General features: G+C 63.8%; 18 protein-coding genes. 3 read left to right on the top strand and 15 right to left on the bottom strand.

Features of this window, described 5'->3' with window-relative positions; all coding sequences use genetic code 11:
• Position 1: 1 nt before the first annotated feature.
• The 4 genes from OVY48_RS04535 to OVY48_RS04550 all read right to left on the bottom strand — a co-directional run bounded on the left by OVY48_RS04535 (position 2) and on the right by OVY48_RS04550 (position 4392).
• A complete protein-coding gene (locus OVY48_RS04535) occupies positions 2-1324 on the bottom strand; it encodes an NAD(P)/FAD-dependent oxidoreductase (RefSeq protein WP_409592958.1) in 1323 nt (440 codons plus the stop codon).
• Positions 1325-1341: 17 nt separating this feature from the next.
• Positions 1342-1743, bottom strand: a complete 402-nt coding sequence (locus OVY48_RS04540) for a RidA family protein (RefSeq protein WP_076605475.1) — start codon at positions 1741-1743, stop codon at positions 1342-1344.
• Entirely contained in the window at positions 1743-2825 is a 1083-nt protein-coding gene (locus OVY48_RS04545) for an alanine racemase (protein WP_202807680.1), read from the bottom strand. Before OVY48_RS04545 ends, OVY48_RS04540 begins: the two co-directional genes overlap by 1 nt.
• A 130-nt stretch (positions 2826-2955) precedes the next feature.
• A complete protein-coding gene (locus OVY48_RS04550; RefSeq protein WP_081913027.1) occupies positions 2956-4392 on the bottom strand; it encodes an aldehyde dehydrogenase family protein in 1437 nt (478 codons plus the stop codon).
• Between the two features lie 131 nt (positions 4393-4523).
• On the opposite strand from OVY48_RS04550, the gene OVY48_RS04555 reads away from it, so the two are divergent.
• Positions 4524-5447 (top strand): LysR family transcriptional regulator, encoded by a 924-nt coding sequence (locus OVY48_RS04555; RefSeq protein WP_313921916.1) that lies wholly within the window; start codon positions 4524-4526, stop codon positions 5445-5447.
• Here OVY48_RS04555 and OVY48_RS04560 read toward each other — a convergent pair.
• From OVY48_RS04560 to OVY48_RS04570, 3 genes are read right to left on the bottom strand one after another with little or no spacing between them, the layout of a single operon-like run.
• The gene (locus tag OVY48_RS04560) at positions 5431-6801 is read right to left on the bottom strand and encodes a PepSY-associated TM helix domain-containing protein (RefSeq protein ID WP_076605618.1); all 1371 of its coding nucleotides are present in this window, start codon (positions 6799-6801) and stop codon (positions 5431-5433) included. The two genes, OVY48_RS04555 and OVY48_RS04560, sit on opposite strands and share 17 nt — an antisense overlap.
• Positions 6801-7340, bottom strand: coding sequence for a hypothetical protein (locus tag OVY48_RS04565; protein WP_156106333.1), 540 nt, complete (start codon positions 7338-7340; stop codon positions 6801-6803). The genes OVY48_RS04560 and OVY48_RS04565 overlap by 1 nt, the downstream gene beginning before the upstream one ends.
• Positions 7341-7366: 26 nt before the next feature.
• Positions 7367-9475 (bottom strand): TonB-dependent siderophore receptor, encoded by a 2109-nt coding sequence (locus OVY48_RS04570; RefSeq protein ID WP_313921917.1) that lies wholly within the window; start codon positions 9473-9475, stop codon positions 7367-7369.
• Between the two features lie 213 nt (positions 9476-9688).
• Between OVY48_RS04570 and OVY48_RS04575 the strand changes: the two genes are divergently transcribed.
• Positions 9689-12919, top strand: coding sequence for a glycoside hydrolase family 2 TIM barrel-domain containing protein (locus tag OVY48_RS04575; RefSeq protein WP_052027832.1), 3231 nt, complete (start codon positions 9689-9691; stop codon positions 12917-12919).
• Positions 12920-12970: 51 nt separating this feature from the next.
• Here OVY48_RS04575 and OVY48_RS04580 read toward each other — a convergent pair whose 3' ends face one another.
• Together OVY48_RS04580 and OVY48_RS04585 are read right to left on the bottom strand one after the other, a co-directional pair.
• Positions 12971-14581, bottom strand: a complete 1611-nt coding sequence (locus tag OVY48_RS04580; RefSeq protein WP_313921918.1) for a glycoside hydrolase family 43 protein — start codon at positions 14579-14581, stop codon at positions 12971-12973.
• Positions 14578-15819, bottom strand: coding sequence for an MFS transporter (locus OVY48_RS04585; RefSeq protein WP_237748985.1), 1242 nt, complete (start codon positions 15817-15819; stop codon positions 14578-14580). Before OVY48_RS04585 ends, OVY48_RS04580 begins: the two co-directional genes overlap by 4 nt.
• Before the next feature lie 164 nt (positions 15820-15983).
• Here OVY48_RS04585 and OVY48_RS04590 point away from each other — a divergent pair, with 164 nt between their 5' ends.
• Positions 15984-17015, top strand: coding sequence for a LacI family DNA-binding transcriptional regulator (locus tag OVY48_RS04590; protein WP_076605617.1), 1032 nt, complete (start codon positions 15984-15986; stop codon positions 17013-17015).
• A gap of 66 nt (positions 17016-17081) precedes the next feature.
• Here OVY48_RS04590 and OVY48_RS04595 read toward each other — a convergent pair whose 3' ends face one another.
• From OVY48_RS04595 to OVY48_RS04620, 6 genes are all read right to left on the bottom strand, one after another.
• Entirely contained in the window at positions 17082-20066 is a 2985-nt protein-coding gene (locus tag OVY48_RS04595) for a TonB-dependent receptor plug domain-containing protein (protein WP_409592885.1), read from the bottom strand.
• Between the two features lie 294 nt (positions 20067-20360).
• Complete coding sequence (locus tag OVY48_RS04600; RefSeq protein ID WP_037480265.1) at positions 20361-21728, bottom strand: alginate export family protein; 1368 nt, start codon at positions 21726-21728, stop codon at positions 20361-20363.
• The gene (locus tag OVY48_RS04605) at positions 21725-23296 is read right to left on the bottom strand and encodes an MFS transporter (protein ID WP_069064377.1); all 1572 of its coding nucleotides are present in this window, start codon (positions 23294-23296) and stop codon (positions 21725-21727) included. The genes OVY48_RS04600 and OVY48_RS04605 overlap by 4 nt, the downstream gene beginning before the upstream one ends.
• Positions 23293-23700 (bottom strand): DoxX family protein, encoded by a 408-nt coding sequence (locus tag OVY48_RS04610; RefSeq protein WP_069064378.1) that lies wholly within the window; start codon positions 23698-23700, stop codon positions 23293-23295. Before OVY48_RS04610 ends, OVY48_RS04605 begins: the two co-directional genes overlap by 4 nt.
• A 3-nt stretch (positions 23701-23703) precedes the next feature.
• Entirely contained in the window at positions 23704-25629 is a 1926-nt protein-coding gene (locus tag OVY48_RS04615) for an amidohydrolase (RefSeq protein WP_069064379.1), read from the bottom strand.
• Positions 25626-25874, bottom strand: a complete 249-nt coding sequence (locus OVY48_RS04620) for a DUF1427 family protein (protein WP_037472716.1) — start codon at positions 25872-25874, stop codon at positions 25626-25628. Before OVY48_RS04620 ends, OVY48_RS04615 begins: the two co-directional genes overlap by 4 nt.
• Between the last annotated feature and the right edge of the window lie 14 nt (positions 25875-25888).

The raw sequence follows: 25888 nt of genomic DNA on the forward strand, positions 1-25888 counted from the left end.
GTTAGAGCGAGCCGACCTTGATTTTCGAGCCGTCGATCAGGCGGTTCAGGCGAAACTGGGTGGGATCGACGCTTGGCCGGTCGTTGGCGATCAGTTCCGAAGCGAGATAGCCGATGCCGGGGCCAACGCCGAAGCCATGGCCGGAGCATCCCGCTGCGAGATATAGCCCGCCGACCGGATCGACGGCCGAGATCACCGGCACCGCGTCGGGCGTGCAATCGATATAGGCACCCCAAGCGTGGTCAACCTCTATGCCTGCCAGTTGCGGGAAGGTGCCGCGCACATTGTCCATGATCGCCTGGACCAGCCGTCGGTTGGGCACGGGGGCGGCGATGCGGTTGCATTCGAAGAGACGGTCATCTTTGCCGAACATGGCCGATAGCGATTCCGGGCCGGTGAGGAAGGACGCACCAACCCCCATCTGGACGGCTTTGAGTCGCTGGATAAATTGCGGCATGAATTCGCGCGCAAAGCCTAAGCCCTGGGGCGTCAGTTCCAGCGTGGCCCGGCCGCTGATCGCCATGGTGTAGCTGCCGTCGAAGCGGCGGGTCATGGCGAGGTCCGGGCAATAGAGGACTTCGCCGACATTGACGGTCGGTTTGGTGCGCAGGGCCGTTTGCCGCACGCTGGCCTGCGGGAAGCGGATGCCGTGGCGGCGCAGGAAGGTCGAGGCCCAGGCACCGGCCGCGCACAATATAGCGTCGGTGCGGATCATGCCCCGTTCGGTATGGACGCCAGTGACCTGGCCGTTCGTAATGTCTAGGCCACGCGCGGAACATTGCTGGTGAATGGTCGCGCCGAGAGCGCGGGCGCCTTCCGCCAATATCGGCGCTGCCAAGGCGGGTTCAGCCTTGCCGTCTCGCACCGAATGAAGGCCGCCGACCCAGTTGCGGCGCGTCTGGGGAATGCGCGCGGCCGCTTCCTTGGCGCTCAACATATAGGTTTCGACGCCAAACTCGCGTGCGGTGGGCAGCCACGATTCCCATCCTGCCAACATCGCTGCGTCGTCGGTGGTGTAGATAAGGCCGGAGCGGCGAAAGCCCAGATCCTGCCCGATCTCTGGCGCCAGACTGTCCCAGAGGCGCATCGACAGCAACGACAAGGGCATTTCGCGCGGATCGCGATTTTGCAGGCGGCACCAGCCCCAACTGCGGCTCGATTGTTCGCAGGCGATGTGGCCTTTTTCGATCAGGGCGACCTTCAAGCCGCGCTTTGCCAGATAATAGGTGGCCGCCGTACCGACGATACCCCCACCCACCACGACGACATCGACCGCGTCGGGCAGATGGTCGTCACTGGCGACCTGTTGAACGAAGGGCAGCATCATCGGCTCCTGAAGGGTCAGTCGGTTGTAGCGGGCAGGCTGGCGATCGCGTCGACCTCGACCAGATAGCCATAATGGAGTTCGGGGACGGGGACGACCGTGCGAGCAGGCTTGGCATCGCCCAGCATGTCGGCATAGACGGCGTTGAAGCGCGGCCAGTTGTCGATGCCGACGATATAGGCGGTGACCCGGCACAGGTCGGACAGTTCAGCCCCAGCCGCTTTCAGGATCGCCAGCATGTTGGCGATGGCTTGCCGCGCCTGCGTTTCGAATTCCATGTCGGACAGGGGTGCCTTGTCGGCCCGGATCGGTAGCTGACCCGAAATATAGAGCGTGTTCCCCGACCGGATCGCCTGCGCATAATGGCCGGCCGGAGCGGGGGCAGTGTCGGTCAGGATCGGTTGCGGTGTGTTGGTCATTACCATCCTCCAAAACGCTGCCATTGTGCCACGACCTGATCGTCGGTGCCGTGAACGACATGATAGCGGCGATGCTGCGCGCCGGTGGCGCAGGCATGGTTGGGCAGCACACGCACCCGGTCGCCGATCTTGAGGTCGGGCAAGGCCGCGCCAGAGCCAGGGCGGACCATGATGATGCCATGTTCCTGATTGGCGTCGGCCAGAATGAGATCATCATAGGCCGTGCCGCTGCTGTCGCAGACGACGCCATAGCCCTGATTGACCGCTTGTTTGGATGTGCCGCGATCCTGCGACATCGCCATCCAGCCCGCGTCGATCAATATCCAGCCCTTGTCGCGCTGATGCCCGATCACGGTCGCCAGCACGGAAAGCGCGATATCCTCGACGCGACATATGCCAACGCCTGTCATCACCAGATCGAAGAACATGAAGACGCCCGCGCGCACTTCGGTCACGCCAGTCAGGTCTTGCGCGTGGTGCGCCGTCGGGGAGGAACCCATGCTGACCACCGGACAGGGTAGGCCCGCGTCGCGCAGGATGGCGGCGGCATCGACAACGGCGCGGCGCTCCTCCTCGGCACAGCGGCGCAGCGCCTCTTCCCCGCGCGCGGCATAGCTGCCGCCCGCATGGGTCAGCACGCCGCGCAGTTCGCCGCCCTGGGTCAGCGCCTGCCCGATCGCGACCAGCCGGTCCCGGTCGGTCGGCAACACGCCGGAGCGATGGCCGTCGCAGTCGATTTCGATCAGCGCAGGAATGGCATCGCCCGCTTCGCGCGATGCGGCGGCCACGGCCTGCGCCTGTTCGACCGTGTCGAGGACGATAGCGAGGTCGATGCCCTGTTTGCGCAGGGCGATGACCTTGGCCAGTTTCCAAGGCGCGATCCCCACCGCATAGATGATGTCGCGGACACCGGCGGCGGCGAAAAATTCCGCTTCCTTGAGGGTCGAGACCGTCGCCGGTCCCTGCGGCGTGCTCATGACGCGGTGGGCGACCTCGATCGACTTAGCAGTCTTGAGATGCGGGCGCAGCGATACGCCTAAGGGCGCGAGCCGGTCGCGCAGGCGGGCGATGTTGCGGTCCATGCGGTCGGCGTCGAGGATGAGACAGGGCGTCTCCAGATCGGCGAGGCGCGCGGGCGCCGCTTCGTCCTGCGGCGGTTCCACGGTTTGGGCTATCGTCACGGCCGGTTCCTTGTTGGCATCATCATGTTTGTCATGGGAAATAGCCCAGTATCGCCTTGGTCTCCAAATATTCCTCCAGGCCGAACACGCCATATTCGCGGCCGTTACCCGACTGTTTATAGCCGCCAAAGGGGGCCATGCCGTCCCAGGCCGGATGGTTGATATGGACTTGCCCGGCGCGGATTTGCGCGGCGACGGCGCGGGCGCGGTCCAGGTCGCGCGACTGGACGTGCGCGCCGAGGCCGTAGACCGTGTCGTTGGCGATCCGCACCGCGTCGGCTTCGTTGGCATAGGGGATGAGGCAGAGGACGGGGCCGAAGATTTCCTCCTGCGCGATGCGCATGGTGGGGCGCACGTCGGAGAAGATGGTGGGCCGGACGAAAAAGCCTGTGTCCTGGCCATCGGGCCGCCCCGGACCGCCGCACACCAGCCGCGCCCCTTCGGCCATGCCGATGCGGATCATGGCCTGCACCTTGTCGAACTGGCTGCGATTGGCGACCGGGCCAAGGTCCGTGCCGTCCAGAGCGGGATCGCCGACGACCAACGCGGCGGCGGCGGTTGCGGCGAGCGCTTCGATCTGCGCCAGCCTTTCGGCTGGCACCAGCATCCGCGTGGGGGCGCTGCAGGATTGGCCGACATTGCGGAAGGCCGAGGCCACACCCAAGGGTACGACCCGTTCGAAATCGGCATCGTCCAGCAGGATGTTGGGCGACTTGCCGCCCAGTTCCTGCGTCACCCGCTTGACCGTCGGGGCGGCGGCCTGCGCTACCAGTACGCCCGCGCGGGTGGAGCCGGTGATCGAGATCATGTCGATGCCCGGATGCGCGGCGAGCGTTGCGCCGACCTCTGTGCCGGTGCCACTGACGAGGTTGAAGATGCCCGCCGGTGTCCCAGCGTCGTGCATGATCTGCGCGAAGAGATGCGCGCTGAAGGGTGATAGTTCGCTCGGTTTCAGGATGACCGCGCAGCCAGCGGCGATGGCGGGCGCGACCTTGGCCGTGACCTGGTAGAGCGGCCAGTTCCAGGGCGTGATGAGGCCGCAGACGCCGATGGCTTCGCGCAGGATCGCGGTGCTGCCCTGCTGCCGGAGGAAGGCATAATCTTCCAGCACGTCGATCGCGGCGCGGACATGGGCGATGCCGAACGGCACCTGCGACGCGCGGGCGAAGCCGATCGCCGAACCCATTTCCAGACAGATCGCCTGCGCCAAGAGTTCGAACCGCTCTTCCATCAGCGTCAATATCCGGCGGAGCAAAGCGATCCGTTCGGCGGGGGCGGTCTGGGAGAAGGCAGGGAAGGCGCGGCGGGCAGCCAGGACGGCGGCGTCGACATCCGCCGCGCTGCCCTGGACGACCGCCCCGATCTGTCGCTCGGTCACCGGGCTGATCACCGGGATGGCCGGGAGCGGTTTTGCCGGGTCGACCCAGGCTCCGTCGATATAGAGCCGATCGCAGGATGGGGTGGTCATAAACGCGGCTTTCTTCGATGAAACGGACAGCGACCCGTACATTGGTTTTGACATGCCATGGGTCGCAGAATATGCCGATTTCTGAAGTCCGCAATTAACATATTCTGTATTTATGGCTAAGATGAAACTTAATGCTTTCGACGGATGACCTCCGCTTTTTCCATATGATCGCCAGCGCGCCGTCGCTGGCCGAGGCGGCGCGCAGGTTGAATGTCACGCCGCCTGCGGTCACGCAACGCTTGCGGGCGCTGGAGGAGCGGGTGGGGGTGAAGCTGATCGACCGGACATCTCGCGGTCTGCGCCTGACCGACGAAGGGGAGTTGATCGCGTCGGACGGGGCGGACATCATCAGCGCGATCGAACAATTGTCGGAACGGGTGGCAAGCCGCACCCGGCAGGTCAGCGGCCATCTGCGCGTAGCGGCCCCCTATGGTTTTGGCAGGCGGCATGTCGCGCCGGTGGTCTGCGACTTTGCCAAAAGCCATCCGGCGATATCGGTGACGCTGGCGCTGTCCGACAGCCCGATCCGACAAATGGCCGACAATTGGGATATCGTCGTGCATATCGGGGCGTTGCCCGAAAGCGACCGCCTGGTCACGACGCTTGCCCCCAACAGCCGCATCCTGTGCGCCGCCCCCGACTATCTTGCCCGGCATCCCCCGATCCAGACCCCGCAGGATTTGACGGCGCATCACTGCCTCGCGCTGCGCGAGAATGACGAGGATGTCACGCTCTGGCGCTTTGCCCATGCCAAGCAGGGCAAGGTGACGGTGCGGATCAAGCCGGTCATGGCGAGCAATGATGGCGAGATCATCCGCGACTGGGCGCTGGCGGGGCTGGGCATCATCTTGCGGAGCGAGTGGGATGTCGCGCAGGATCTGGCGGCGGGGCGGTTGCAGGCGATATTGCCGCGCTGGTCGCCGCCCGCCGCCGATGTGGTGGCGCTGCTCCGCGCCCGGCAGGGGCGCAGCGGGCGGACCAATGCGTTCCTGCAGGTGCTGCGCGAGAGCCTGGCTGCGCCGCTGTGGCGCAGGGATTTCACAGCGCTAGGATGAATCCTACGCAGCCTGCGAGGGTGGCGGCAACAAGGAGCATCTGAAGCCCGCGCCGAAAGCGGTGGCCATCGGTCACAACCAGGCTGACGACCAAAATTGCGACGAGCAGGCCCCAGAAGGCCGCGACCAGCGGCGCGTCATTGCCGATCCCTTGGCGCAGGACGAAGGTCAGCATCAGCGCGGCCGGGCTGCCCCAGACGATGGCGTCCCAGGCGCGGGTCAGGCGGGGATGGTCGAGGCCGCGCCGTCGCCGCTTGCCGAGCCAGATCGAGGTGCCGGTCGCGGTCATAGCGCATAGCGCAAGGCCGAACAGGGCATAAGCGATCTTGACCGGCAGGCCGCCATAATTGCCGAAGTGGAGATTATAGGCCGATGCCGCCGCCTGTTGCCCCAGCGCGCCGTCGGACAGGCCCGCCGTGCCATGATAGCCACCCTTGGCGTCGAACATATAATATTCGCCGAAAATGAGCCGGTTGGGATGAAGGCCGACGACCTGGACATGCTGTCCGGCGGTCAGCGGATCATGCAGGATCAGGTAGCTTGGATGCACATCGGGATGATGCGCCTGCATATAGCGCATGGGGGCCGCCATATCCGGGACGGGCGCGGATGCCCTGTCCGCTGCACCTTCGCCGCCGAAGATGGGGGCGTAGACGGCTGCCAGATCGCCCTTGTAGAAACTGCCCGCCAGGCCATAGCCAGTGACGACCGCGAGGCCGATCATCGCGCCGGTCAGCGCGATCATGATGGTGAAGGGCAGCGTCCATACGCCGAGCCGATTGTGCCAGTCGGCAAGCCCCACACCGCCGCTACTGCGCGCGCGCAGGCGGAAGGCATCGCGGAAGATGCGCGGATGGGCGATCACGCCGGAGATCGCCAGCGCCACGATCATGACGCCCAGGAGGCCGACGAGGATCATGCCCAGCGTCGAGGGCAGATGCAGCGTATAATGGAGCGAGAGGAGATAGTCGGACCAGGCATTTTCCTCCGGCATGGCGATGCTACCATCGGAGGCGACATGCACCGCCTGATGATCGGTGGTGATGGTGGTGCGCGGCAGGTCTTGCGTCGGCAGATGGACGTAGAGATGCGTGGTGAGCGGCTTGCCCTTCTCGCTCGCCAGCACGGTTTCCACCGCGCGTTGCACCGATTGGGGCGCGATTTCGCGCATTTCGGGGGCGGCGGGCTGCTCGATCCGTTGCCATTCGGCGAAGAAGACGACGATCGTGCCAGTCAGGCAGACGAGATAGAGGAAGGCACCCGCCAGCAGGCCGATGGCGGCATGGGCCGAGAGCACGTCGCGAACGGTCGCCTTGTCGAAACCTTTGGCGCGCACGCCTTCGCCATTGCTCATTACATCATTCCCCACAGGATGGACAGGCCGCCGACCAGAAGCGGCGCGCCCAGCATCAGCCATTGCGTGCGCCGCCGCTTTGCCAGCATCAGCAGGACGACCAGGATCGACCATAGCAGAGGCGTCAGGAAGAGGGTGACGACATTGGCATTGGCCTCCACTGCCCCGCTGGCGGACACCCAGACGCGCATGGCCAGCGCTAGGGCGAGCGATGTGACGAGGGCGAGCGGCACCGTGATCAGGAAGGTCAGCAGGCGGCGGCCGATATAGGATGGCTCGCCCGCGTCAGGCAGCATATGCGCGCGCCGTTGGGGCGGGCGTGCCTTGTCACGCGGCGCGGTCCAGCCCGCGACGGCTAGGCAGGCGAAGGCGCAGAGCATCAACGACAGGCACGCCACCGACACGCCCCACGCGCCATGGCCCGCCCCTGCGGCGATCAGGCCCAAGAGCAGCAGCGCCCAGGCAGCACCCAGCAGCGGCACGGAACGCCCTTGCAACCGCCAGGCGTGACGGAGCAACAGCACTGCGGCCACCGTCATCGCTGATCCTGCCCAGACCCAGGCCATCAGAAGGCGTAGGTCAGCGTGCCGAAGACATTGCGATCCGCCCCGATGAAGCAGTCGCCGCGCGACAGGCAGGCGGCATAATGTTTCTTGTTGAACAGGTTGGTCGCATTGATCGACATGCGCCATTGCCGCCAGTTCACTTCGGCTAGGGCATCGACCAGCGTGTAGGACGGGGTGCGCACGACACCGCCCGACCAGTTTTCGCCGACATAGCGGACGCCGGTGCCGAGCCGCAGCGACTTGTCATCATCCATGCGGAACGTCTTGGTGGCCCAGGCAGATGCGCCATATTTGGGCACATTGTCGAGTTGCTGCTGATCCGCATTTTCGTTCAGATAGGCTTTGTTGTAGCTGAAATTGGCGATGATCTCATAATCGCCAGGCAGCGAGCGGCGGCCTTCGATCTCAAAGCCCTTCGATGTCGCCTTGCCTGCCTGCACCGAGACGGTTGGGGACAGGTTGATGACCCGATTGCTCTGCCGGATATGATAGGCGGTCGCGGTCAGCAGGGTGCGGTCGTCGGGGTGGAGCTTTACGCCGACCTCATATTGGCGGCCGCGTTCGGGCTTCCACAGCGTGCCGTCATTGGCGCTGCCGGAAATGGGGTTGAAGGATTCGGTATAGCTGAAAAAGGGCGAGAAGCCGGTCACGACTTCGGCGATGATGCCCGCGCGGAAGGAGGTGGCGTTCGCGGTTTCCTTGGTGCGGCTGTTGGTCGTGGGATCGAGGCTTTTGGTTTCGACATGGTCGCGCCGTCCGCCCAGCACGATCGAGATGCGATCCCACAAGCGGATCTGATCCTGCACATAGAAGCCGAGCTGCGCCTGGGTCACATTGCTGTTGGTGCCGTAGAGATAGCCCGCATCGCCCGGCTGCGGGATACCGCCGCCATAGTCGGACAGGGAGGCATAATCGATGTCGTAAATATCGATCGTTTCAAACGCGGCCCCGCCCAATTTGCGCACCCGGTTCCAGCTATAATCGACGCCCGCCAGCAGGATATGTTCGATCGCATCGCCGGTGTTGAAGTCGATCCGCACATTATTGTCGGTCGAAAAGACATCGGTGCTGGCATAGCTGCCATCGGCATAGAGGCCGATCACGCGCTGCGCGGAGTCGAGATAGGGATTGGCGGGATTGCTGTAGCTGTTGGGATAATGGGTGAAATAGGTGAGATCCGAGTCGATCACCCGCGCCTTGAGGTTCAACTGGACATGCTCGTTGAAACGATGTTCCAGCAGGGCCGTGCCCTGCAGGGTGCGGCCGTCATAGCGGTCCCAGCCGGGCTTGCCGATGAAGGTGTTGTTCGGCAACTGGCCATTGGGATTGGGCGCGAGCGTGCCGACGATCGGCAGGAATTGCGAGATCGAGCCGCCATCATCTTCCTGATACAGGCCCAGCAGCGTCAGTTCGGTCTGTTCCCCCAGTTTGAAGCGCAGCGAAGGGGCGAGCATCACGCGGTCGTCGGAGACATGATCGACCTGCGTATCGGCATCGCGGACCCGCGCGACCAGCCGCGCAGCGATTCCGTCGGTGAGTGATCCGGTGATGTCGCCCAATATTTCCTTGCGGTCGAACGAGCCATAGCGGACCGACATTTCGCCATGCGTTTCATAATCGGGCCGCTTCGACACGGTGTTGATGAGGCCGCCGATCGAGCCTGACCCGAACAACACGGAGGCCGGGCCGCGCACGACCTCGACTTGCGAGAAATTATAGGGGTCGGACCGGATATTGGCGAAATAGCTGAACAGGTCGCGCATGCCATCGCGGAACTGGAGCGGGGAAATGCCGCGAATGAAGGCCCCGTCCTCGCGCCCGTCCGCGCCATAGGGGTTGGCGACCACGCCCGACACATAGCGCAGCGTATCGGCGATCGAGATCGCGCCCTGCGCCTGATAGGTTTCGGCGTTGATGATGCTGATCGGCTGGGGCGTTTCGATGAGGGGCACGTCGGTTTTCGTGCCCGCGCCGCTCGACTGGCCAGCGACCGCAGTGACGACGATGCTGGACTGGTCCGCGCCCTCCGCAGCGTCGGGTGCCTGCGCGAAGGATGGCGTGACGGTCATGGCGGTGCAGAGGCACAGCGCGAGCTTTGCGGCCTTCATAAAATCCCTTTTATGCAAATAGCGGGCGTAGGATCACCCTGTCGGGCCGCCACTAATGCGAACCACTATCATTCGCAAGTCTCTTTTGCCCTATCGCGATATGCCGGTCTTGGGCACACAGACATAGGCAAGCGATGCTGGCAAGCGGGCTATGCGCCTGCTATGTGAGCGTTACCACGCATCGGAACAGATGCCATATGATGGAGGGAGCCGATGAAGAGAAAAGCTGCAACCTGGTTGACGGGTCTCACTCCCCTATTGATGGCAGCGCCGGTTGGCGCGCAGAGTCGGCCCGCCGTTCCGCTGACCCCGCAAATCGACAATAGCCGTCCCGACTGGGAAAATCCGGCGGTTTTCGAACGCGGCAAGGAGCCTGCGCGCGCCACCGGCTTTCCGTTCGAAGACAGCGCGCGCGCGCTGGCGGGAGATCGCACGGCGTCGCGGCGCTTCCTGTCGCTCAATGGCCAGTGGCAGTTTCATTTTTCGCCCAATGTCGATGGGGCACCGGCGGATTTCTTCCGCGATGATTTCGATGCGTCGGGATGGAAGAGCATAAGCGTGCCGGCGGACTGGCAGGCGGAAGGTTATGACCAGGCGCGATACAATAATATCACCTACCCCTTCCCCGCGAACCGGCCGCTGATCCCGCATGATCGCAATCCGGTGGGGTCGTATCGCCGCGATGTCGATGTGCCGCCGGACTGGGCGGGCGAGGATGTGATATTGCACATCGGCGCTGCGGGTTCGGCCTATTATGTCTGGGTCAACGGACAGCAGGTCGGCTATAGCGAGGACAGCAAGCTGCCGTCCGAGTTCAACGTCTCGCGCTTCCTGCGCCCCGGCAAGAACAGCATCGCGATCCGCATCTATCGCTGGTCGGACGGTTCCTATCTGGAGGATCAGGATTTCTGGCGCGTATCGGGTATCGAGCGCGAAGTCTTCCTGATGGCGGCGCCGAAGACGCGCATCCGCGATTTCGCGGTGCGGGCGGGGCTGACGCAGGATTGGCGCGACGGGACGCTGGAGGTGGTGGCGAAGGTGCTGCCCGGCAGCGGGCCGATGACCATGCGCGCAACGGTGATGGATGGCGAGCAGACCTTGTCGCGCCGAACGGTCGCGGTCGTGTCGGGCACGGCTGAACAGACGGTGCGCGTTGCCGACCGGCTGCCGGGGGTGCGCGCCTGGTCGGCGGAAACGCCCAACCTCTACACGCTGCTGCTGGAGCTGCTGGACGACAAGGGTGCGGTGGTGCAGGCGACCGCCCAGCGCATCGGTTTTCGCGATGTCGCGATCCGCGATGGGCAATTGATGGTCAATGGCCGTCCGATCATGATCCGCGGCGTCAACCGGCACGAGCATGACCCGGACACGTTCCACGTCATTTCGATGGCGTCGATGCGGCGCGACATGGAGATGATGAAGCGCAACAATGTCAACGCGGTACGCACGTCGCATTATCCCAACGACCCGCGCTGGTATGATCTGGCCGATGAATATGGCCTCTATGTCATGGACGAGGCGAATATCGAATCCCACGCCTATATGGAAATGGGCTGGAAGGGCGAAGCCGAGCGCAAACTTTATCAGATTGGCTATGATCCGGCTTGGGACGCTGCCCATGTCTCACGCGTGGTCAATATGATCGAGCGGGACAAGAATCATCCGTCGATCATCTTCTGGTCGCTGGGCAATGAGGCGGGGATCGGCCCGGCGTTCGAAAAGGCGGCGGCGGAAGCGCGGCGACGCGACCCGACGCGGCTGATCAACTATCTGGGCTGGGGCACGCTGAGCGAACCGAAGCCCAATGCCTATGCCGATATCTTTGCGCCGATGTATTATAGCGTCGACCAGACGATCGCCTATGCCCGTGACCCGCGTTTCACCCAGCCGCTGATCCAGTGCGAATATGCGCATATGCAGGGCAATAGCGGGGGTAATATGGCTGACTATTGGGAGGCCATCTACGCCCATCGCAAATTGCAGGGCGGCTTCGTGTGGGACTGGGTGGATCAGTCGATGCATGCGCGCGACGAGAAGGGCGAGCCGTTTTGGGGCACGGGCGGGATTTATGGTCCCAATCCGGGGGGCGACATCGAATTTGGCGATGGGCTGATCCAGCCCGACCGCACGCCCAATCCGCATCTGTTCGAACTGCATAAAGTCTATCAGCCGATCGCCTTCCGTGCTGATGACCTGGGCAGCGGACGGTTCACAGTGATCAATCGCCATGATTTCCGCAACCTGGCCGATTTCGATCTGGGCTGGATATTGCTGGAAGACGGGATCGAGGTGGCGCGTGGGGCTATCCCCTCCCCCGCTGTCGCCGCGCGATCGGAGGCCACGATTACCGCTGCCTTGCCACAGACCCGCAAGGCTGGTGGCGAATATGTCGTGACGTTGACCGCGCGCGCGCGTGGCGGCGCGGTGCCGCTGGTCCCGGCGGGGCATTTGGTCGCCTGGGACCAGTTCGTCGTGCCGGGCGCCGTGATGGCGCAAGCGCCAGATGGTGGCGGGCCGGTCAGCATCACCGATGACCAGGCCAGTATTGTCCTGGCGGCGGCGGGGTCTGAGCTGAGGATCGACCGCGCGACCGGGCTGATCGGCTATCGCAAGGACGGCCGCGCCATCTTGTCTGGCGGCGCGCCGCATTTCTATCGCGCGCTCATCGACAATGACATAGGCACCGGCGTCGCGCGCACCCATGCGATGTGGCAGACGGCGTCGGAGAAGCGCGTCGTCGAAGCGGTGACGGTGGACCAGGCGGACAAACGCGCCGTCGCCGTCAGCGTCCGGTTCAATGTCGGCGATGGCGTGGCGCGGTTCGAGAACCGCTATGTCCTGCGCGGCGATGGTAAGGTGGCGGTGGAGGCACAATTCACGCCGTTGCAGAAGGATCTGCCCGATCCGCTGCGCATCGGCCTCGCCTATAGCATGCCTTCTGCGTTCAAGAGCGTCGAATGGTATGGCAAGGGGCCGCATGAAAGCTATGCCGACCGCCAGACCGGCGCGGCGCTGGGCCGCTGGACCGGCGCAATCGCCGATCAGCACCATGATTATATGCGACCCCAGGAAACCGGGAACAAGGTGGGCGTGCGCTGGATGAAGGTTAGCGGCGCCACCATGCCGTCCCTGACCGTGAAGGGCATGGAGCCACTGTCCGCCAATGTGCTGGCCTTTCCCTATGACGACCTAGCGCGACGTCCGCCCGGCACCTGGCGCAGCAGCGATATCAAGCCGCATGGCGACGTCACGCTGTTGATCGACAAGGTGCAAAGCGGGGTCGGTGGCACTGATAGCTGGAGCGCGCTTGGCCGACCGTTGGAGCCATATCGCATTCCGGTGACGCCGCACCGCTATGGCTTTACGCTGTCGGTCGATGCGGAGGGGGTGGCGACGACAGGCGCGCTGCCCGCCGCCGCAACGGACACGCCGATCCGCTTCTGACGCAAAAGGGGCGCGCTGCCTGTCGGTAGCGCGCCCCTATTCGGTTTCGCGTCAGCCGTCTCGCTCGACATAATGGAAATAGTCGAAGTCGGCGACGGCTCCTGTGCCCGCCATGTCCTGACAGGCCATGCCGACGAAGGTGCCGGTGAAGTTGGGCAAATAGGGCAAGGTCGCTTCGTCGGACAGAATGCTCGCGTCGCGATCGCCGGGAACCTCGTGCCAAGCTTCGTCATCGGCCATGCGATAGGAGAAGCGCATTGTTTCATGATCCACGTCCAGCCGAAGGCAGACCGGGCCGCGCGCGATCGGGATGGCGGGTGAAGTGACACTGGGACGAGCCTCGTCAGGCACGACCGACAATATCTGGATCACCGGTTGCCCCACATCGTCGGCGGTGATGTGCAGATAATGGAATTTCGTGCTGTTATAATAATGGATCAGACCGGCCGACTGCTGGAAATTGGCGGGATGGAAATCGACCAACGTTTCCGCGCTGAAGCGCCATTCGCACTGGCGTCGCGCCACCAGCGCCTGGGTGAAATGGCTGCCCACGGACTCGCGCCCGAACAGGCGCAGATGGCCCGGCCGATCCGTCAGCGAGAAAATCTGGTCGGGATAGGGCGTGCGCAGCCATTGAAAGGGGGGGGGCAAAGTCGGATCGTCGAAATCCGCGCGATCATCGGTCAGGGTGCGCGCGACGCTCACGTTTCCGACCGACGCCATCGGGCGGCCCGTTCCGTCGATCGTGCGCAGCCAGCCATCCTCGCCCCAGCGCATAGGCTGTATCGCGGTTTCCCGGCCCAATATGCAGCGATCGGACGCGGGCAGCGGGCGGCCGCAGAGATAGACGAGCCAGGGATCGCCGTTCGCCGTTTCCACCAGGTCGCCATGGCCAGCGCGAGCAAGCGGCCCATCGGGCTGATCGCGCGCCGTCAGCACTGGCCCATCGGGATGCAGTTCATAGGGGCCAAAGAGCGACCGCGACCGCGCCATCACCACGGCATGATTGCGCTCCGTCCCGCCCTCGGCCACCAAGATATGATAATAGCCGTCGCGCTTGTAGAGATGCGGCCCTTCGGTAAAGCCCAGCGGGCTGCCAGCGAAGATATTATGCCGCTCACCCAGAAGGCGGCCGGTTTTGAGGCACATTTGCTGGATGACGATCCCGGCGAAGCGTTTGTGGCCGGGGCGATGATCCCACAGCATGTTGAGCAGCCAACTACGGCCATCATCGTCGTGGAAGAGCGCGGGATCGAAGCCGCTGCTGTTCACATGGACGGGATCGGACCATTCGCCATCGATACGGTCGCACCACACCCAATAATTATGGAAGTCCCGCAGCGATACGTCCGTCCGGTCGGACCGGGTGGTGCGGCCATAGCGTTTGACGTCGGTATAGGTCAGGTGAAACCGGCCATCGGCATAGCTCAGGTCCGGCGCCCACACCCCGCAGGAATCGGGATTGCCCCGCATGTCGAGCTGGGCCGGGCGACGTAGCGGCCGGGCGACAAGCTGCCAATTGGCGAGGTCGCGGGAATGGTGGATCTGCACGCCCGGATACCATTCGAAGGTCGAAGTGGCGACATAATAGTCGTCGCCGACCCGCACGATCGAGGGATCGGGATTGAAGCCCCGCAGGATAGGATTGGTAATCGAGATCATACCGGTTTTCGCACCAAGGTCCAAAGTATGGCGGCGCCGACAAGGTCCAGCAGCCCAAGGAGAATGAAGAAGGGGCCATAGCCGACCTGGTCGACCCAACTGCCCAGCAGCAGGGTGAAGATCAGCACGCCGAGATTGGCCGCCGTGCCCGCTATGCCGGTGGCCGTCGCCACCTCATCCTGCGGGAACAGGTCGGCCGACATGGTGATGACGGTGACCGACAGGGTTTGATGGGCAAAGCCCGCGACACAGAGCAGGGCGATGGCCGCAACCGGGCTTTGCACGATGCCGACGAACATCATCGAACACATCAGCACCGCGCCGATGGTGAAGGCGCCGCGCCGCGCGTCGATCAGATGGACGCCGCGCCGCTGGAGCCAGGCGACCAGGGCTGGCCCCGCAAGACAGCCAAGGTCGGCGGCAAGGAAGGGTAGCCAGGCGAAGATCGCAATCTGCTGAATATCGAAATTGCGCACTTGCACCAGATAGAGCGGCATCCAGAGCGAGAGCATCCCCCATACCGGATCGGCGAGAAAGCGCGGGAGCGCGATGCCCCACATATCGCGACGGCGCAGCATCGTGCGCAGGTCCGGGCGCTTGCGCTTCTGCTGCAACTCCGCTTCCTGGCCATCGAGGATCTTTGTGCGTTCTTCCGCGGTGATAGCCCGGTGCCGTGCGGGCGTCTGATACCAGAATAGCCACAGGATGAGCCAGACGAGGCCGAGGCCGCCTGCGACGAAGAAGGCCGCGCGCCAGCTATGGGTGAGCACCGCCCAGGCCACCAGCGGCGGCGCGGCGACGGCACCCAGTGATGCGCCGATCTGGTACAATCCCCCTGCGGTCCCGCGCTCGCGGGCGGGGAACCATTGGGACACGACCTTCATGCCCGCAGGCTGCGCGCCGCCTTCGACCAGGCCGAGCGCGCCGCGGAGCGCGAGAAAGCCGAGCCAGCCCTGCACCAGCCCATGCGCCATGGTGATGAGCGACCAGATCAGCACGAAGAAGGTGAAACCGTAGCGCAGGCCCGCAATGTCGAGGACATAGCCTGCGACCGGCTGAAACATGATGCCGATCTGGAATGCCCCGGTGATCCAGGAATATTGTTCGGACGTGATGCCCTGTTCACCCATGATCGTAGGGGCGGCCACCCCCAGGACGCTGCGCGTCAGATAATTGATGGTCATCGCGATCGCGAACAGACCGATGATGGTCCAACGGATATGCCGGAAATAGGTCAACAGACATGTCCTGCGTTAACGTTATCATAGCGATGTAGGCGAAGGCAGCCGGACGCGGCAAGCGCTAATGTGCAGGAGGGTGCGCATCCGCCCCGATGGAGGCCATCGTCTTTGTCTTGACGGGCCTGCCATCTCGCTAGAAATGGTGCGATTGGTTCGAAAGGATGATCTTGAAGCCTCCCCATCCTCAGCAGCGCAGCGCGACCGTGGTCGATGTCGCCAAGCGTGCGGGCGTGTCCGCGATGACCGTGTCGCGCGTTATCAACGGCAATGGCAAGGTGCGCGCCGAAACCCGTCTGGCGGTCAATGCCGCGATTGCGGAACTGAACTATACGCCCAATGTCGCGGCCCGTGCGCTGGTGACGTCGCGCGAGGTGCGGATCGGCGTGATCTATTCCAATCCGAGCGCCGCTTTCATGCATGATTTCCTGATCGGCGTGTTCGAGGAAGCGTCGGTCATGGGGGCGCAATTGACGCTGCTGGGCGGGCAGGATGGTCGCCCGCCGCCGCCCGAAGCGATCCACCGCCTGATCGGATCGGGCGTGGGCGGCATCATCATCGCGCCGCCGCTGGGGGAATCGCGCGTAGTGCGCGACCCCATCCATCTGGCGCAATTGCCGATGGCAGTGGTGGGTGGCTATGCCCGCGATGCGATCTGCGTGCGGATCGACGATCGCGCGGCGGCTTATGACATGACCAAACATCTGATCGGCCTTGGCCATCGTCGCATCGGCTTCATCATCGGTAATCCTGGCCAGTCCGCCAGCGAAGACCGGCTGGCAGGATTCGACGCCGCCGTGCATGAAGCCGGGGGTATTGAGACGATATTGGTCCAGGGAGACTTCTCCTATACGTCCGGCTTGCTGGCGGGCGAGCAGTTGCTGGATATCGACCATCCGCCGACCGCCATTTTCGCGAGCAATGACGACATGGCCGCTGCGGTCGTCTCCGTCGCCCATCGCCGCCACCTGTCCGTGCCCGAAGACCTGACCGTGGTCGGCTTTGACGATACCACCGCCGCGGTGACGCTGTGGCCGCCACTCACGACGATCCGCCAGCCCGTGCGCGAACTGGCGGCCGAAGCGTTGCGCCTTTTGACCCAGGAAATCAGCACCTCGCGCAAGGTGCGCCATCCCAAATGCCTGCTGGGCCATCAGCTTATCGAGCGGCAATCGACGGCCGCCATCGCGGGATAGACGATGGCGGCCGTTTCGATCGGCGGGTGCAGGGGGAGGTCGCACCGCCGACCGTATCGGTAAAGGTCAGAATTTGAAGCGCACACCGGCACGATACATGCGGCCTACGACATCATAGAGTGCGGGATTGGCGAAATAGGGCGAGCGTGCCGGGTCACGATCGAACAGATTGTCGACCTTGGCATAGGCGGTGATCGCAGGCGTCAGATTATAGGTGCCGCCTATGTCCATGTAGAAGGCGCCGGGCATGAAATTATTGTCGATCGTCGGATTGTTGTTGGTCGAGGCCGGGCAGCTGCCGGGCTGACATTCGACATATTGTTTGCCCAACACGCCGTCGGAAAACCAGCGTTCCTGAACATAGAGGGAGAAGGTGTCGGTGGCGTAGGTCTGGATCGCCAGCCATTTCCAGTCGGGCGTATTGCCCAGGTTCGCGCCCGCCGAGTCCAGGGGAACCGAACCGAACAGACCATTGTCGGTCACGAACTTGCGGATATGGGTCGCCAATGCGCGCAGCGTCAATGTGCCGTCCAGCCCCAGTGGCCGCTGCCACACATAGCTGGCTTCGATATCGATGCCCTCGGTCTTGATCGACGCCAGGTTGAAGGCCTGGACATTGATGAAGTTCGGCCCGTTCTGGTTGTTCAGATTGAACGCATTGCAGGCGTCGGGCAGGATTTCGCGGAAGCAGAGATTGACGATGTCGCCAGCGCCCAGGCTGGAAATCACGTCGGTCAGGTTGATCTTGTAATAATCCACCGACAGGCTGACGCCGGGCAGCCAGGGGGCATTGGCCAGCGCCACGCCGAAAGTGGTGTTGCGCGCGATTTCCGGGGTCAGGTCGGTATTGCCGATCTGGTTCTGGATGGCCAGCACGTTGACGTTGCGGAAGGGGTCGAAGAAATTGGGCAAGGTGGTGGTGACGGGCGCCGCAAACAGTTCCGACAGGTTGGGCGCGCGCACATCGCGCGAGGCGACACCGCGCAGACGCAGCCCCTCAATCGGCAGATCCCAGGTGCCGCCGACCTTCCAGGCCCACACCGTTCCCGACGTGCTATAGTCCGTTACGCGGGCCGCGGCATTGATGTTGGCGCGGCCGACGGAGCTGCTGTCGAACAGCGGAAGGTCGACTTCGACAAAGGCTTCCTTGACGCTGTAGGCACCCTGGCCATTCTTGTAATTGCCCGCATACCAATTGTTGCCATCGGTCAACAGCGCGGGATCGGCAGGATATTCGCTATTGTTGGGCGACAGGTCCGACACGCCCGCACCATAGGGGTCGGCCGTGACCTTATAATATTCATGGCGATATTCCGCGCCGAACGCGACCGACAGCGGTCCTGCCCAAAGGTCGAAGGGCGAGCCGGAGAAATTGAGACTGACCACATCCTGCGTCTGGCGAGTCCGCTGATAGGGACCGTTTTCGGGCATGATGTAGGACAGGGCAGCCGCGGATGGCGGTGCGCCGCCCAGGATGTTGAGGGGCACGCAGCCATTGGCTCTGGCAACCGGATCGGCACAGACGATCGCGCCATTCAACGTCACCGCCTGAATCGCCTGGTTGAAGCGGCGGGACAGCATGATGTTGGTGACATCGACGTCGGTATAATTGGTGCCATGCTGATAATAGGCATCATAGGTCCAGTCCGATCCGGCGACCGGCACGCGGCCCTTCGCGCCAGCGACGAAGCGATATTGACGGCGGTCGGTATAGACCTGCGTATTGCCCAGCGCCGCATTGCTGGTGCCATAGGCGAAATTGGTGATGCCCGCCGTGGCGCACGCCTGCTGCACCGATGCTGGCACGAACGGGTTGCTGCATTCGATCGTCAGGTTGGGCCGGTTCATACCCCCCACCGGCTGGTTGTTTGTTTTCACCTGCGCAATATTGACGGTCCCGTAAATTTCATTGTCGGGGGCAAATTCGAAGCCCAGGCGGCCGTAGGTATTGAGCCGCTTGATGCTCGATTGCAGCGATCGACCGGCATCGACATTGCCCGACAGATCGCCGCCGATGCAGAAGCCGGGATAACAGCCATTGACCGCACCCGATGCGTTGCCGGATGGCGTGCCGTTGGAACCATATTGGAACTGGAACGGATTGCCCGCCTGGTCAAAGGCGATGCCCTGCAACGGCCCCGCAGTGATCAGGCCATATTTAGTATAATTATAGGGCTGCGCATTATCGAGCAGCAGATATTGGGGCGATCCGTCGTTGAGCGCGTTGCGATTGATCAGCGTGGTTTGCTTGAACCAGTCGCGGCCACCGGCCAGCCCGATACCGAAATCGCCGCCGCCGACGCCAGCCTCATCGCCATATTCGGCGCTGACCACGGCGCGCAGACGACCGTCGAGAAAGCTTTTGCCCGCCGCCAGTTGGACGAGATATTGCTCATTATCGCCATAGGTGGACACGCCGCCCTGGACGTTGCCCTTGAACCCTTCAAAGCGCGTGTCGGTGATGAAATTCACGACCCCGCCCACAGCGTCCGAGCCATAGGAGGCCGAAGCGCCGCCATTGACCACATCGACCTGCTTGATGAGCAGTTGCGGGAAGAGGCTGACATCGGGAACGCCGGTGACATTGGCACCGACGACGCGCTGACCGTCCAAGAGCGTCAGGGTGCGGATCGGCCCCAGGCCACGCAGCGAGAAGGAGGACAGCCCCTGCTGGCCGCTCGACGTGCTGAACGTATTGACCGTGGAGCCGGTCGATCCCTGCAGCGAGGGCAATTGGGCGATGGTGGTGAAGATATTGGGCTGCGCATTTGCCTCAATCTGCTCAGTGCCGATCATGGTAGTGGGCGTGGGCGCATTGAAGCCGTTTGACGTGATGCGCGATCCGGTGACCACGATATCCTGGTTCGTCGGGGCGGGCGCGGCCGGTGCCGATTGCGGCGCTTCCGATTGCGTGGCGGCGGGCTGCGGAGCCTGCTGCGCCAGCGCCACGGATGGCAGGGCTAGATTCGATGCTATCGCTATCATAGAGCCGGTGGCCACATAGGCGCGCCGCCATTTCAGCCCATATTGTGCCGTCGTTTTCCGTATCATGTCCATCTCCCAGTCTTTGTATTTATTGGATATTTATAACTGAACCCGCGAAATCACCCTAAGCCTGCATTCGCGTGCCGAACGGCTGGAACAGTCAGATCATCCGCCCTGCCGAAAATCAGAATGGTAACGTTAACCCGATTTATTGTGACGGCCCGAAGCTGTCAACAATCTTATGGCAGACCACTGACATTTATGTCGGCCATTTCGCTTCGGGCAACTGCCAACGGCATTGCAGACAGCCGTGGGAAGAACGACAGGTTGTTAAAAAGACAGGATTTTTCCGACCGGCTTTTAGAAGCGGAACATGATTTCCGTTCCCACCATGCGGATGGGGCGGGCGGGGCCGGTCTGGCGCAGGAAGTCGCCAGCGCGGAACAGCGATGCCGAAGCGGAGACGGACAGGATCGTGCTGGCCTGCCAGTTGGCCGACAGTTCGACCTGATTGCCGATGTACCGGGATGCCCCCTGCCCTGCGGCGCGGATCAATTGGCCGGGGACATCATAAATGCCGTCCCCGCGACTGAAGCGCCAATAGGCGATTGCCGTCATTTCGACGGTGAGCCCACGACCCAGATCGACATCGATGCTGGGATGCAGGTTGAGGATATTGCGCGGGCCGATGAGCGTCAGTTCGCCGAAATATTTGCCCTTGGGAAACAGCGCGTTGAACGTACCCAGCCGGTTGTCCCTCGGGTCATCGTCGCCACTGGCGGCATTGGCGCGCAGGCGAAGGCGGGGTTTTAGCGGGGTTTCGGCAAACGCATAGCTGGTTTCGGTCGCAATCGACCAGGCTTTGATGGACTGCGAGCCGAACCGACCGCGCTGGAGCATCGCTTCCCAGTTCCAGCCCAGTGCCGCATGGGTGCCGAACAGCCTGACGCCATAGGTTTGCCGTCGTTCGCGCGCGATCATATTGGCATAGCGGGCGGCGGCGTCGCTGTAACGGAGGGCGTAAAGATCGACTTTCACGCCTGTCGCCAGGGGTGTGGTGACATAAAAGCCGTCAAGCTGTTTGGTCGGCGAACGGCGGTCATCAAAATTGCCGGACTGCACCGCGACGGGCTTTCCCTGGAAGGCTTCGATCCGGCTGTTGCCCCGCTCCAGCATCAGCCGAACGCCGTCGAAAGGCTGCGGGATGTTGGGGCCATAGCGCAAACCGACCAGCCGCTCCGATCCAAGCGCAATCAATTCGCGCCCAGCGCGCAGCGTCAGCGACGCTTGATCGCCGATGGGTAGCTGGATATCGGCAAAGCCTTGAAGCAGGTCCAGGCCGGTTTCATCCGCCGGTCCTGCTCCCGCGCCCACGCCTCTGGCATAGCCGCCAATCCCCTGGACGAAGACACGCACGGGGCCGGCATGCAGGTCGGCAAGGGGCATGACACGCAACCAGAGATAGCCATCGTCCGGAGCGGGCGGCGCGCCCCAAAGATTGTCGGCAAAGCCCTCATAGCGGACCCGCGCTTCCGCGCCCAAGGTCAGCGTGAAACGACCGTCTTCATCCAGCGGCCGGTCCAACGGCGCCCACCAGTCGGCGCGGCGGTCGGGGGTTCCGCGCAACGGCGTCCAGTCCTCGTCATAGCGCAGGTTGGTCTGCGCGACCTGTGCCTCGGCAACCGACGGCAGGCCTAGCAAAGCCGCCAGCAGCAGCGCCCGGATCATCGCGCGACGAGGTGGCGGACCAAAGGCGGCACGGCATCCACCTGAAATGCCCGCACCGCGTCCTGCTGCACCCGGTCGGCATTGGTCACCCGCTCATGCTGGCGCAGATGTTCGAGCCAGCTTTCGACGGTGAAGGTTTCAACCACCCGGCCGGGCTGCGCGACATCCTCATAGACGCCCCAATGGATCGCGCCATCGCGGCGACGGATGCGGCGCATGTCCTGCATCGCGGCGAAGAAGTCGGGCACCAGGACCGGGTCGATGCGATATTCGATCGTCACCAGCACGGGGCCGCGATCCTGCTCGATCACCGCTTCGATCATGGGCGCGGGCCAGTGGAGCGAGGGCGAAAGGTCGAACCGGGCCGCGCTGTCGAGCGGATAGCGCCAGGCGAGCAGCAGCGACGCGAGGACCAGCGCCGCGGCCGCCAGCATCAAGGTCGCCGGAACCCCGATTTGCCCCGCAATGCTACCCCACATCATAGCGCCAGCGGTCATCGACCCCTGAAAGACCAGCAGGTAGATGGCCAGCGCGCGCGCCTTCACCCAGCCCGGCGAGCGGGCCTGCGCCCCGCCGTTCAGCGCGGCCATCATCGCGATCCATGCGAAGCCGCCCGCCCCTACCGCCATCGCCGCCGCCAGGAAATTGCTCGACCAGGAAAGGCCCGCCATCGCCGCCGCCAGCAGCACGGATGCCGCTACCGTCGTGCGATTGGCCCCCAGGCGCGCGCGCAATCGGGGCATGAGGATCGCACCAGCGACCGCGCCCAGCCCCATGAAGGCCAGCAACCCGCCATAGCCCGCTGGTCCCAGCGCGAGGTCGCGCCGCGCGACAATCGGCAACAGCGCCCATAGGCCGCTCGCGAACAGGAAGAAGCCGACCGAACGGATCAGCACGACCTGCAATTCCGGCGCGCGCAGGGCGTAGCGCAGGCCGGCCCGCATCGCGCCGACAAAATGTTCGGCAGGCAGATGCCGCGTCGCACCCTCCCGACGCCAGCGGAGCATGACGATGATCACGCCCAGCACTGACACCGCATTGAGCGCGAAAACAGCGGCGCTCCCGGCGATGGCGATGATGAGGCCGCCCATGGCGGGGCCGATCGCACGGGCGATGTTGACGCCCAGGCTGTTGAGCGCGACTGCCTGTTGCAAGGCGGGGCCAGGCACCAGTTCGGGCACGATCGCCTGAAAGGTCGGGGCCGACAGCGCCGCCCCAACAGCAATCGCGGCGGTCAGCGTCAGCAGCACCCATGGCGTCGTGAGCCCGCTCGCGGTCGCGATCGCGAGGATGATGGTCGCGACCAGGCCGAACAGTTGCGCGCCGATCAGCAGCTTGCGTCGGTCCACGATATCGGCGAGCGCCCCGGCGGGGAGCGCGAAGAGAAACATGGGCAGGGTCGTCGCGGCTTGGACGAGCGCCACCATCAGCGGGTCGTTGGACAGCGACGTCATGAGCCAGCCCGCGCCGACATCATGCATCCATGTGCCGATGTTCGACACGATCGTCGCGATCCACAAAGCGCGAAAGACAGGACACGCGAGCGGCTTGTCGTCTGTGGCGGTCATTGGCCGCGCTCTCGTAGGATCGCGGCCATCATCAGCCCGCCGATCAGGCCGATATGCTCCAAGAAAGTCACCCGCTCATGAAAGCGCGCGACCGGATCAGCCATCTGCCAGAAGGGATGCGCGATTCCCGTCGCCAAGGCCGTGAACAGGCCGAGCGCACCGGCCCCCAGCCACGCCTGCCGCCCCATGATGATCAGCAGCGATGCGCCGATCTGGACCAGGATCGTCAGCGCCGCCACCCCGGCCGGGGGCTGCAACCCGAAATGTGCCGCTTCGGCCAGCGCGCCGTTCCAGTCGATCAGCTTGGCGATGCCGCTGGTCCAATAAGGCAGGGTCAGCAGAATGGCCGCGCCGGTCGCGAAACGGCGATCGGCCAGCAAGGCGGCGATGGGACGCGGGGCCATGACTTAAACCGCCCAGCAGCCGCAGCCGACCGCACCCCAGAAGCTCTGGACGTCAGCGGCGGGCACTTGCGCGCCAAGGGCAGCGGCATGGTCATGGCCATGGACGGCGCAGCCAGATGCGCAGCCGCAGGCCGAGGCCAGCTTAGCCGCCATGTCGTCACGGCGATAATGGCCGCCGAAGGTCGCGACCGGCGACCAGTCGGGCATAGCCTTGGGTGCGGTCGGTGCGAGTGGGCCGAACTCTCCTTCGCCATAGACGATTCTACCACCCAGCACCGTCAGCACGGATCGCAGCAGGGCGATGTCATCTTCCGGCACGCTGAAATAATCGTCCGACAGCAAGGCGAGATCGGCCAGTTGCCCGGCTTTGATCTGCCCCTTCTTGCCGACCTCGTTCGAGAACCATGTGTTCCTTTCCGTCCACAGCCGCAGCGCGGTTTCGCGGTCGAGCCGGTTGCGGACGGGATAGAGCCGCAAGCCCCCGACCGTCTTCGACGTCACCAGCCAGCTAAGCGATACCCAGGGGTTGTAGCTCGCGACGCGGGTCGCGTCCGTGCCGGCGCCGACCGGAATGCCCGCCGCCATCATCTTGGCGATCGGCGGCGTCGCTTCTGCCGCCTTGGCACCATAGCGTTCGACGAAATATTCGCCCTGGAAGGCCATGCGATGCTGCACCGCGATCCCGCCGCCCAAGGCCGCGACCCGGTCGATATTCCGGTCGCTGATCGTTTCGGCATGGTCGAAGAACCAGTTGAGGCCGGTGAGCGGAATATCCTTGTTCACCTTTTCGAACACATCGAGCGCGCGGCCGATCGTCTGGTCATAGGTCGCATGCAGCCGCCAGGGCCAGCGGCGCTCAGCGAGCAGGCGGATGACCGGCTCCAGGTCGCCCTCCATCTCCGGCGCCATATCGGGGCGGGCGACACGGAAATCCTCGAAATCGGCGGCGGAATAGACCAGCATCTCGCCCGCGCCATTGTGGCGATAGCTGTCGTCGCCATCGCCCGGCTTGATCTGAGTCGACCAGCTCGCGAAATCCTTCAGCTCTTCCTTGGGTTTTTGGGTGAAGAGATTATAGGCGATGCGCAGCGTCAGTTCGCCATCCTGATGCAGCTTCTCAACGATCGCATAATCGTCCGGGTAGTTTTGCGATCCCCCGCCCGCGTCGATGACGCTGGTGACGCCGAGCGAATTCAGCTCACGCATGAAATGCTTCGTGCTGTTGAGTTGATAGTCGGGCGGCAGCTTCGGTCCCTTGGCCAGCGTCGCATAGAGGATCATGGCATTGGGCTGGGCCAGCAGCAGGCCGGTCGGGTTGCCCTGCGCATCACGAACGATCTCGCCACCCGGCGGATTGGGCGTATCCCTGGTATAGCCCACGGCGCGCAACGCAGCCGCGTTCAGCAGCGCGCGGTCATAGAGATGCAGGATGAAAACGGGCGTGTCAGGCGCGGCCGCATTGATCTCCGATATGGTGGGCAGGCGTTTTTCGGCGAACTGATGTTCGGTAAAGCCGCCGACCACGCGCACCCATTGCGGTGGCGGCGTATTTTCAGCCTGCCGTTTGAGCATGGCCATGGCTTCGGACAGGCTCGGCACGCCTTCCCAGCGCAATTCCATATTATAATTGAGGCCACCCCGGATGACGTGAATATGGCTGTCAATCAGGCCGGGGATCAGGCGACGGCCCTGCGCGTCGATGACGGTGGCGTCCGGCCCGGCGGCGGCGCGGACATCCTGTTCGCGGCCCACGGCCAGGAATTTGCCGTCGCGGATAGCGACCGCTTCCGCCACCGGATTTTCGCGGTCCAGCGTCGTCACTTTCGCATTGATCAGGATCATGTCTTTGGCGGTCATGGCGAAACTCTCCGTGGCGGTCATCAGGGCGGTCGAGGCGGCACTGGCCAGCGCCTGTCGACGGGTGATCATGCGTCGCGCCCTGAATTGGCAGGCAATTTGCCCAGCACATGATGGGCGCAGTCGGTGGCGACGAAGCGGGTCAGTTCGGGTAGGCTGGCGAGGCGCTTGGCGATGGGGATCAGCTGCTCCCCCACCAATATCCCCGCCAACCCGACCAGCGCGATGAGCGGCGGGGCGGGAGAACGAACACCCAAGAGGCTGTAGACGATACCGACCAGCAGCCCGGCACCCAGCGCAAGACAATAGGCTTTCATGGCGTCGTTCTCCC

The sequence above is a fragment of the Sphingobium sp. SA2 genome (genome assembly GCF_032227065.1).
GTDB lineage: Bacteria > Pseudomonadota > Alphaproteobacteria > Sphingomonadales > Sphingomonadaceae > Sphingobium.

Coding starts and splice junctions, on each gene's coding strand:
- OVY48_RS04590 (WP_076605617.1), top strand. CDS start 15,984: ATGATCTTGAAGCCTCCCCATCCTCAGCAGCGCAGCGCGACCGTGGTC.
- OVY48_RS04545 (WP_202807680.1), bottom strand. CDS start 2,825: ATGGACCGCAACATCGCCCGCCTGCGCGACCGGCTCGCGCCCTTAGGC.
- OVY48_RS04580 (WP_313921918.1), bottom strand. CDS start 14,581: ATGATCTCGATTACCAATCCTATCCTGCGGGGCTTCAATCCCGATCCC.
- OVY48_RS04560 (WP_076605618.1), bottom strand. CDS start 6,801: ATGAGCAATGGCGAAGGCGTGCGCGCCAAAGGTTTCGACAAGGCGACC.
- OVY48_RS04600 (WP_037480265.1), bottom strand. CDS start 21,728: ATGATCCGGGCGCTGCTGCTGGCGGCTTTGCTAGGCCTGCCGTCGGTT.
- OVY48_RS04595 (WP_409592885.1), bottom strand. CDS start 20,066: ATGATACGGAAAACGACGGCACAATATGGGCTGAAATGGCGGCGCGCC.
- OVY48_RS04605 (WP_069064377.1), bottom strand. CDS start 23,296: ATGACCGCCACAGACGACAAGCCGCTCGCGTGTCCTGTCTTTCGCGCT.
- OVY48_RS04535 (WP_409592958.1), bottom strand. CDS start 1,324: ATGCTGCCCTTCGTTCAACAGGTCGCCAGTGACGACCATCTGCCCGAC.
- OVY48_RS04615 (WP_069064379.1), bottom strand. CDS start 25,629: ATGATCACCCGTCGACAGGCGCTGGCCAGTGCCGCCTCGACCGCCCTG.
- OVY48_RS04565 (WP_156106333.1), bottom strand. CDS start 7,340: ATGACGGTGGCCGCAGTGCTGTTGCTCCGTCACGCCTGGCGGTTGCAA.
- OVY48_RS04610 (WP_069064378.1), bottom strand. CDS start 23,700: ATGGCCCCGCGTCCCATCGCCGCCTTGCTGGCCGATCGCCGTTTCGCG.
- OVY48_RS04575 (WP_052027832.1), top strand. CDS start 9,689: ATGAAGAGAAAAGCTGCAACCTGGTTGACGGGTCTCACTCCCCTATTG.
- OVY48_RS04550 (WP_081913027.1), bottom strand. CDS start 4,392: ATGACCACCCCATCCTGCGATCGGCTCTATATCGACGGAGCCTGGGTC.
- OVY48_RS04620 (WP_037472716.1), bottom strand. CDS start 25,874: ATGAAAGCCTATTGTCTTGCGCTGGGTGCCGGGCTGCTGGTCGGTATC.
- OVY48_RS04570 (WP_313921917.1), bottom strand. CDS start 9,475: ATGAAGGCCGCAAAGCTCGCGCTGTGCCTCTGCACCGCCATGACCGTC.
- OVY48_RS04540 (WP_076605475.1), bottom strand. CDS start 1,743: ATGACCAACACACCGCAACCGATCCTGACCGACACTGCCCCCGCTCCG.
- OVY48_RS04555 (WP_313921916.1), top strand. CDS start 4,524: ATGCTTTCGACGGATGACCTCCGCTTTTTCCATATGATCGCCAGCGCG.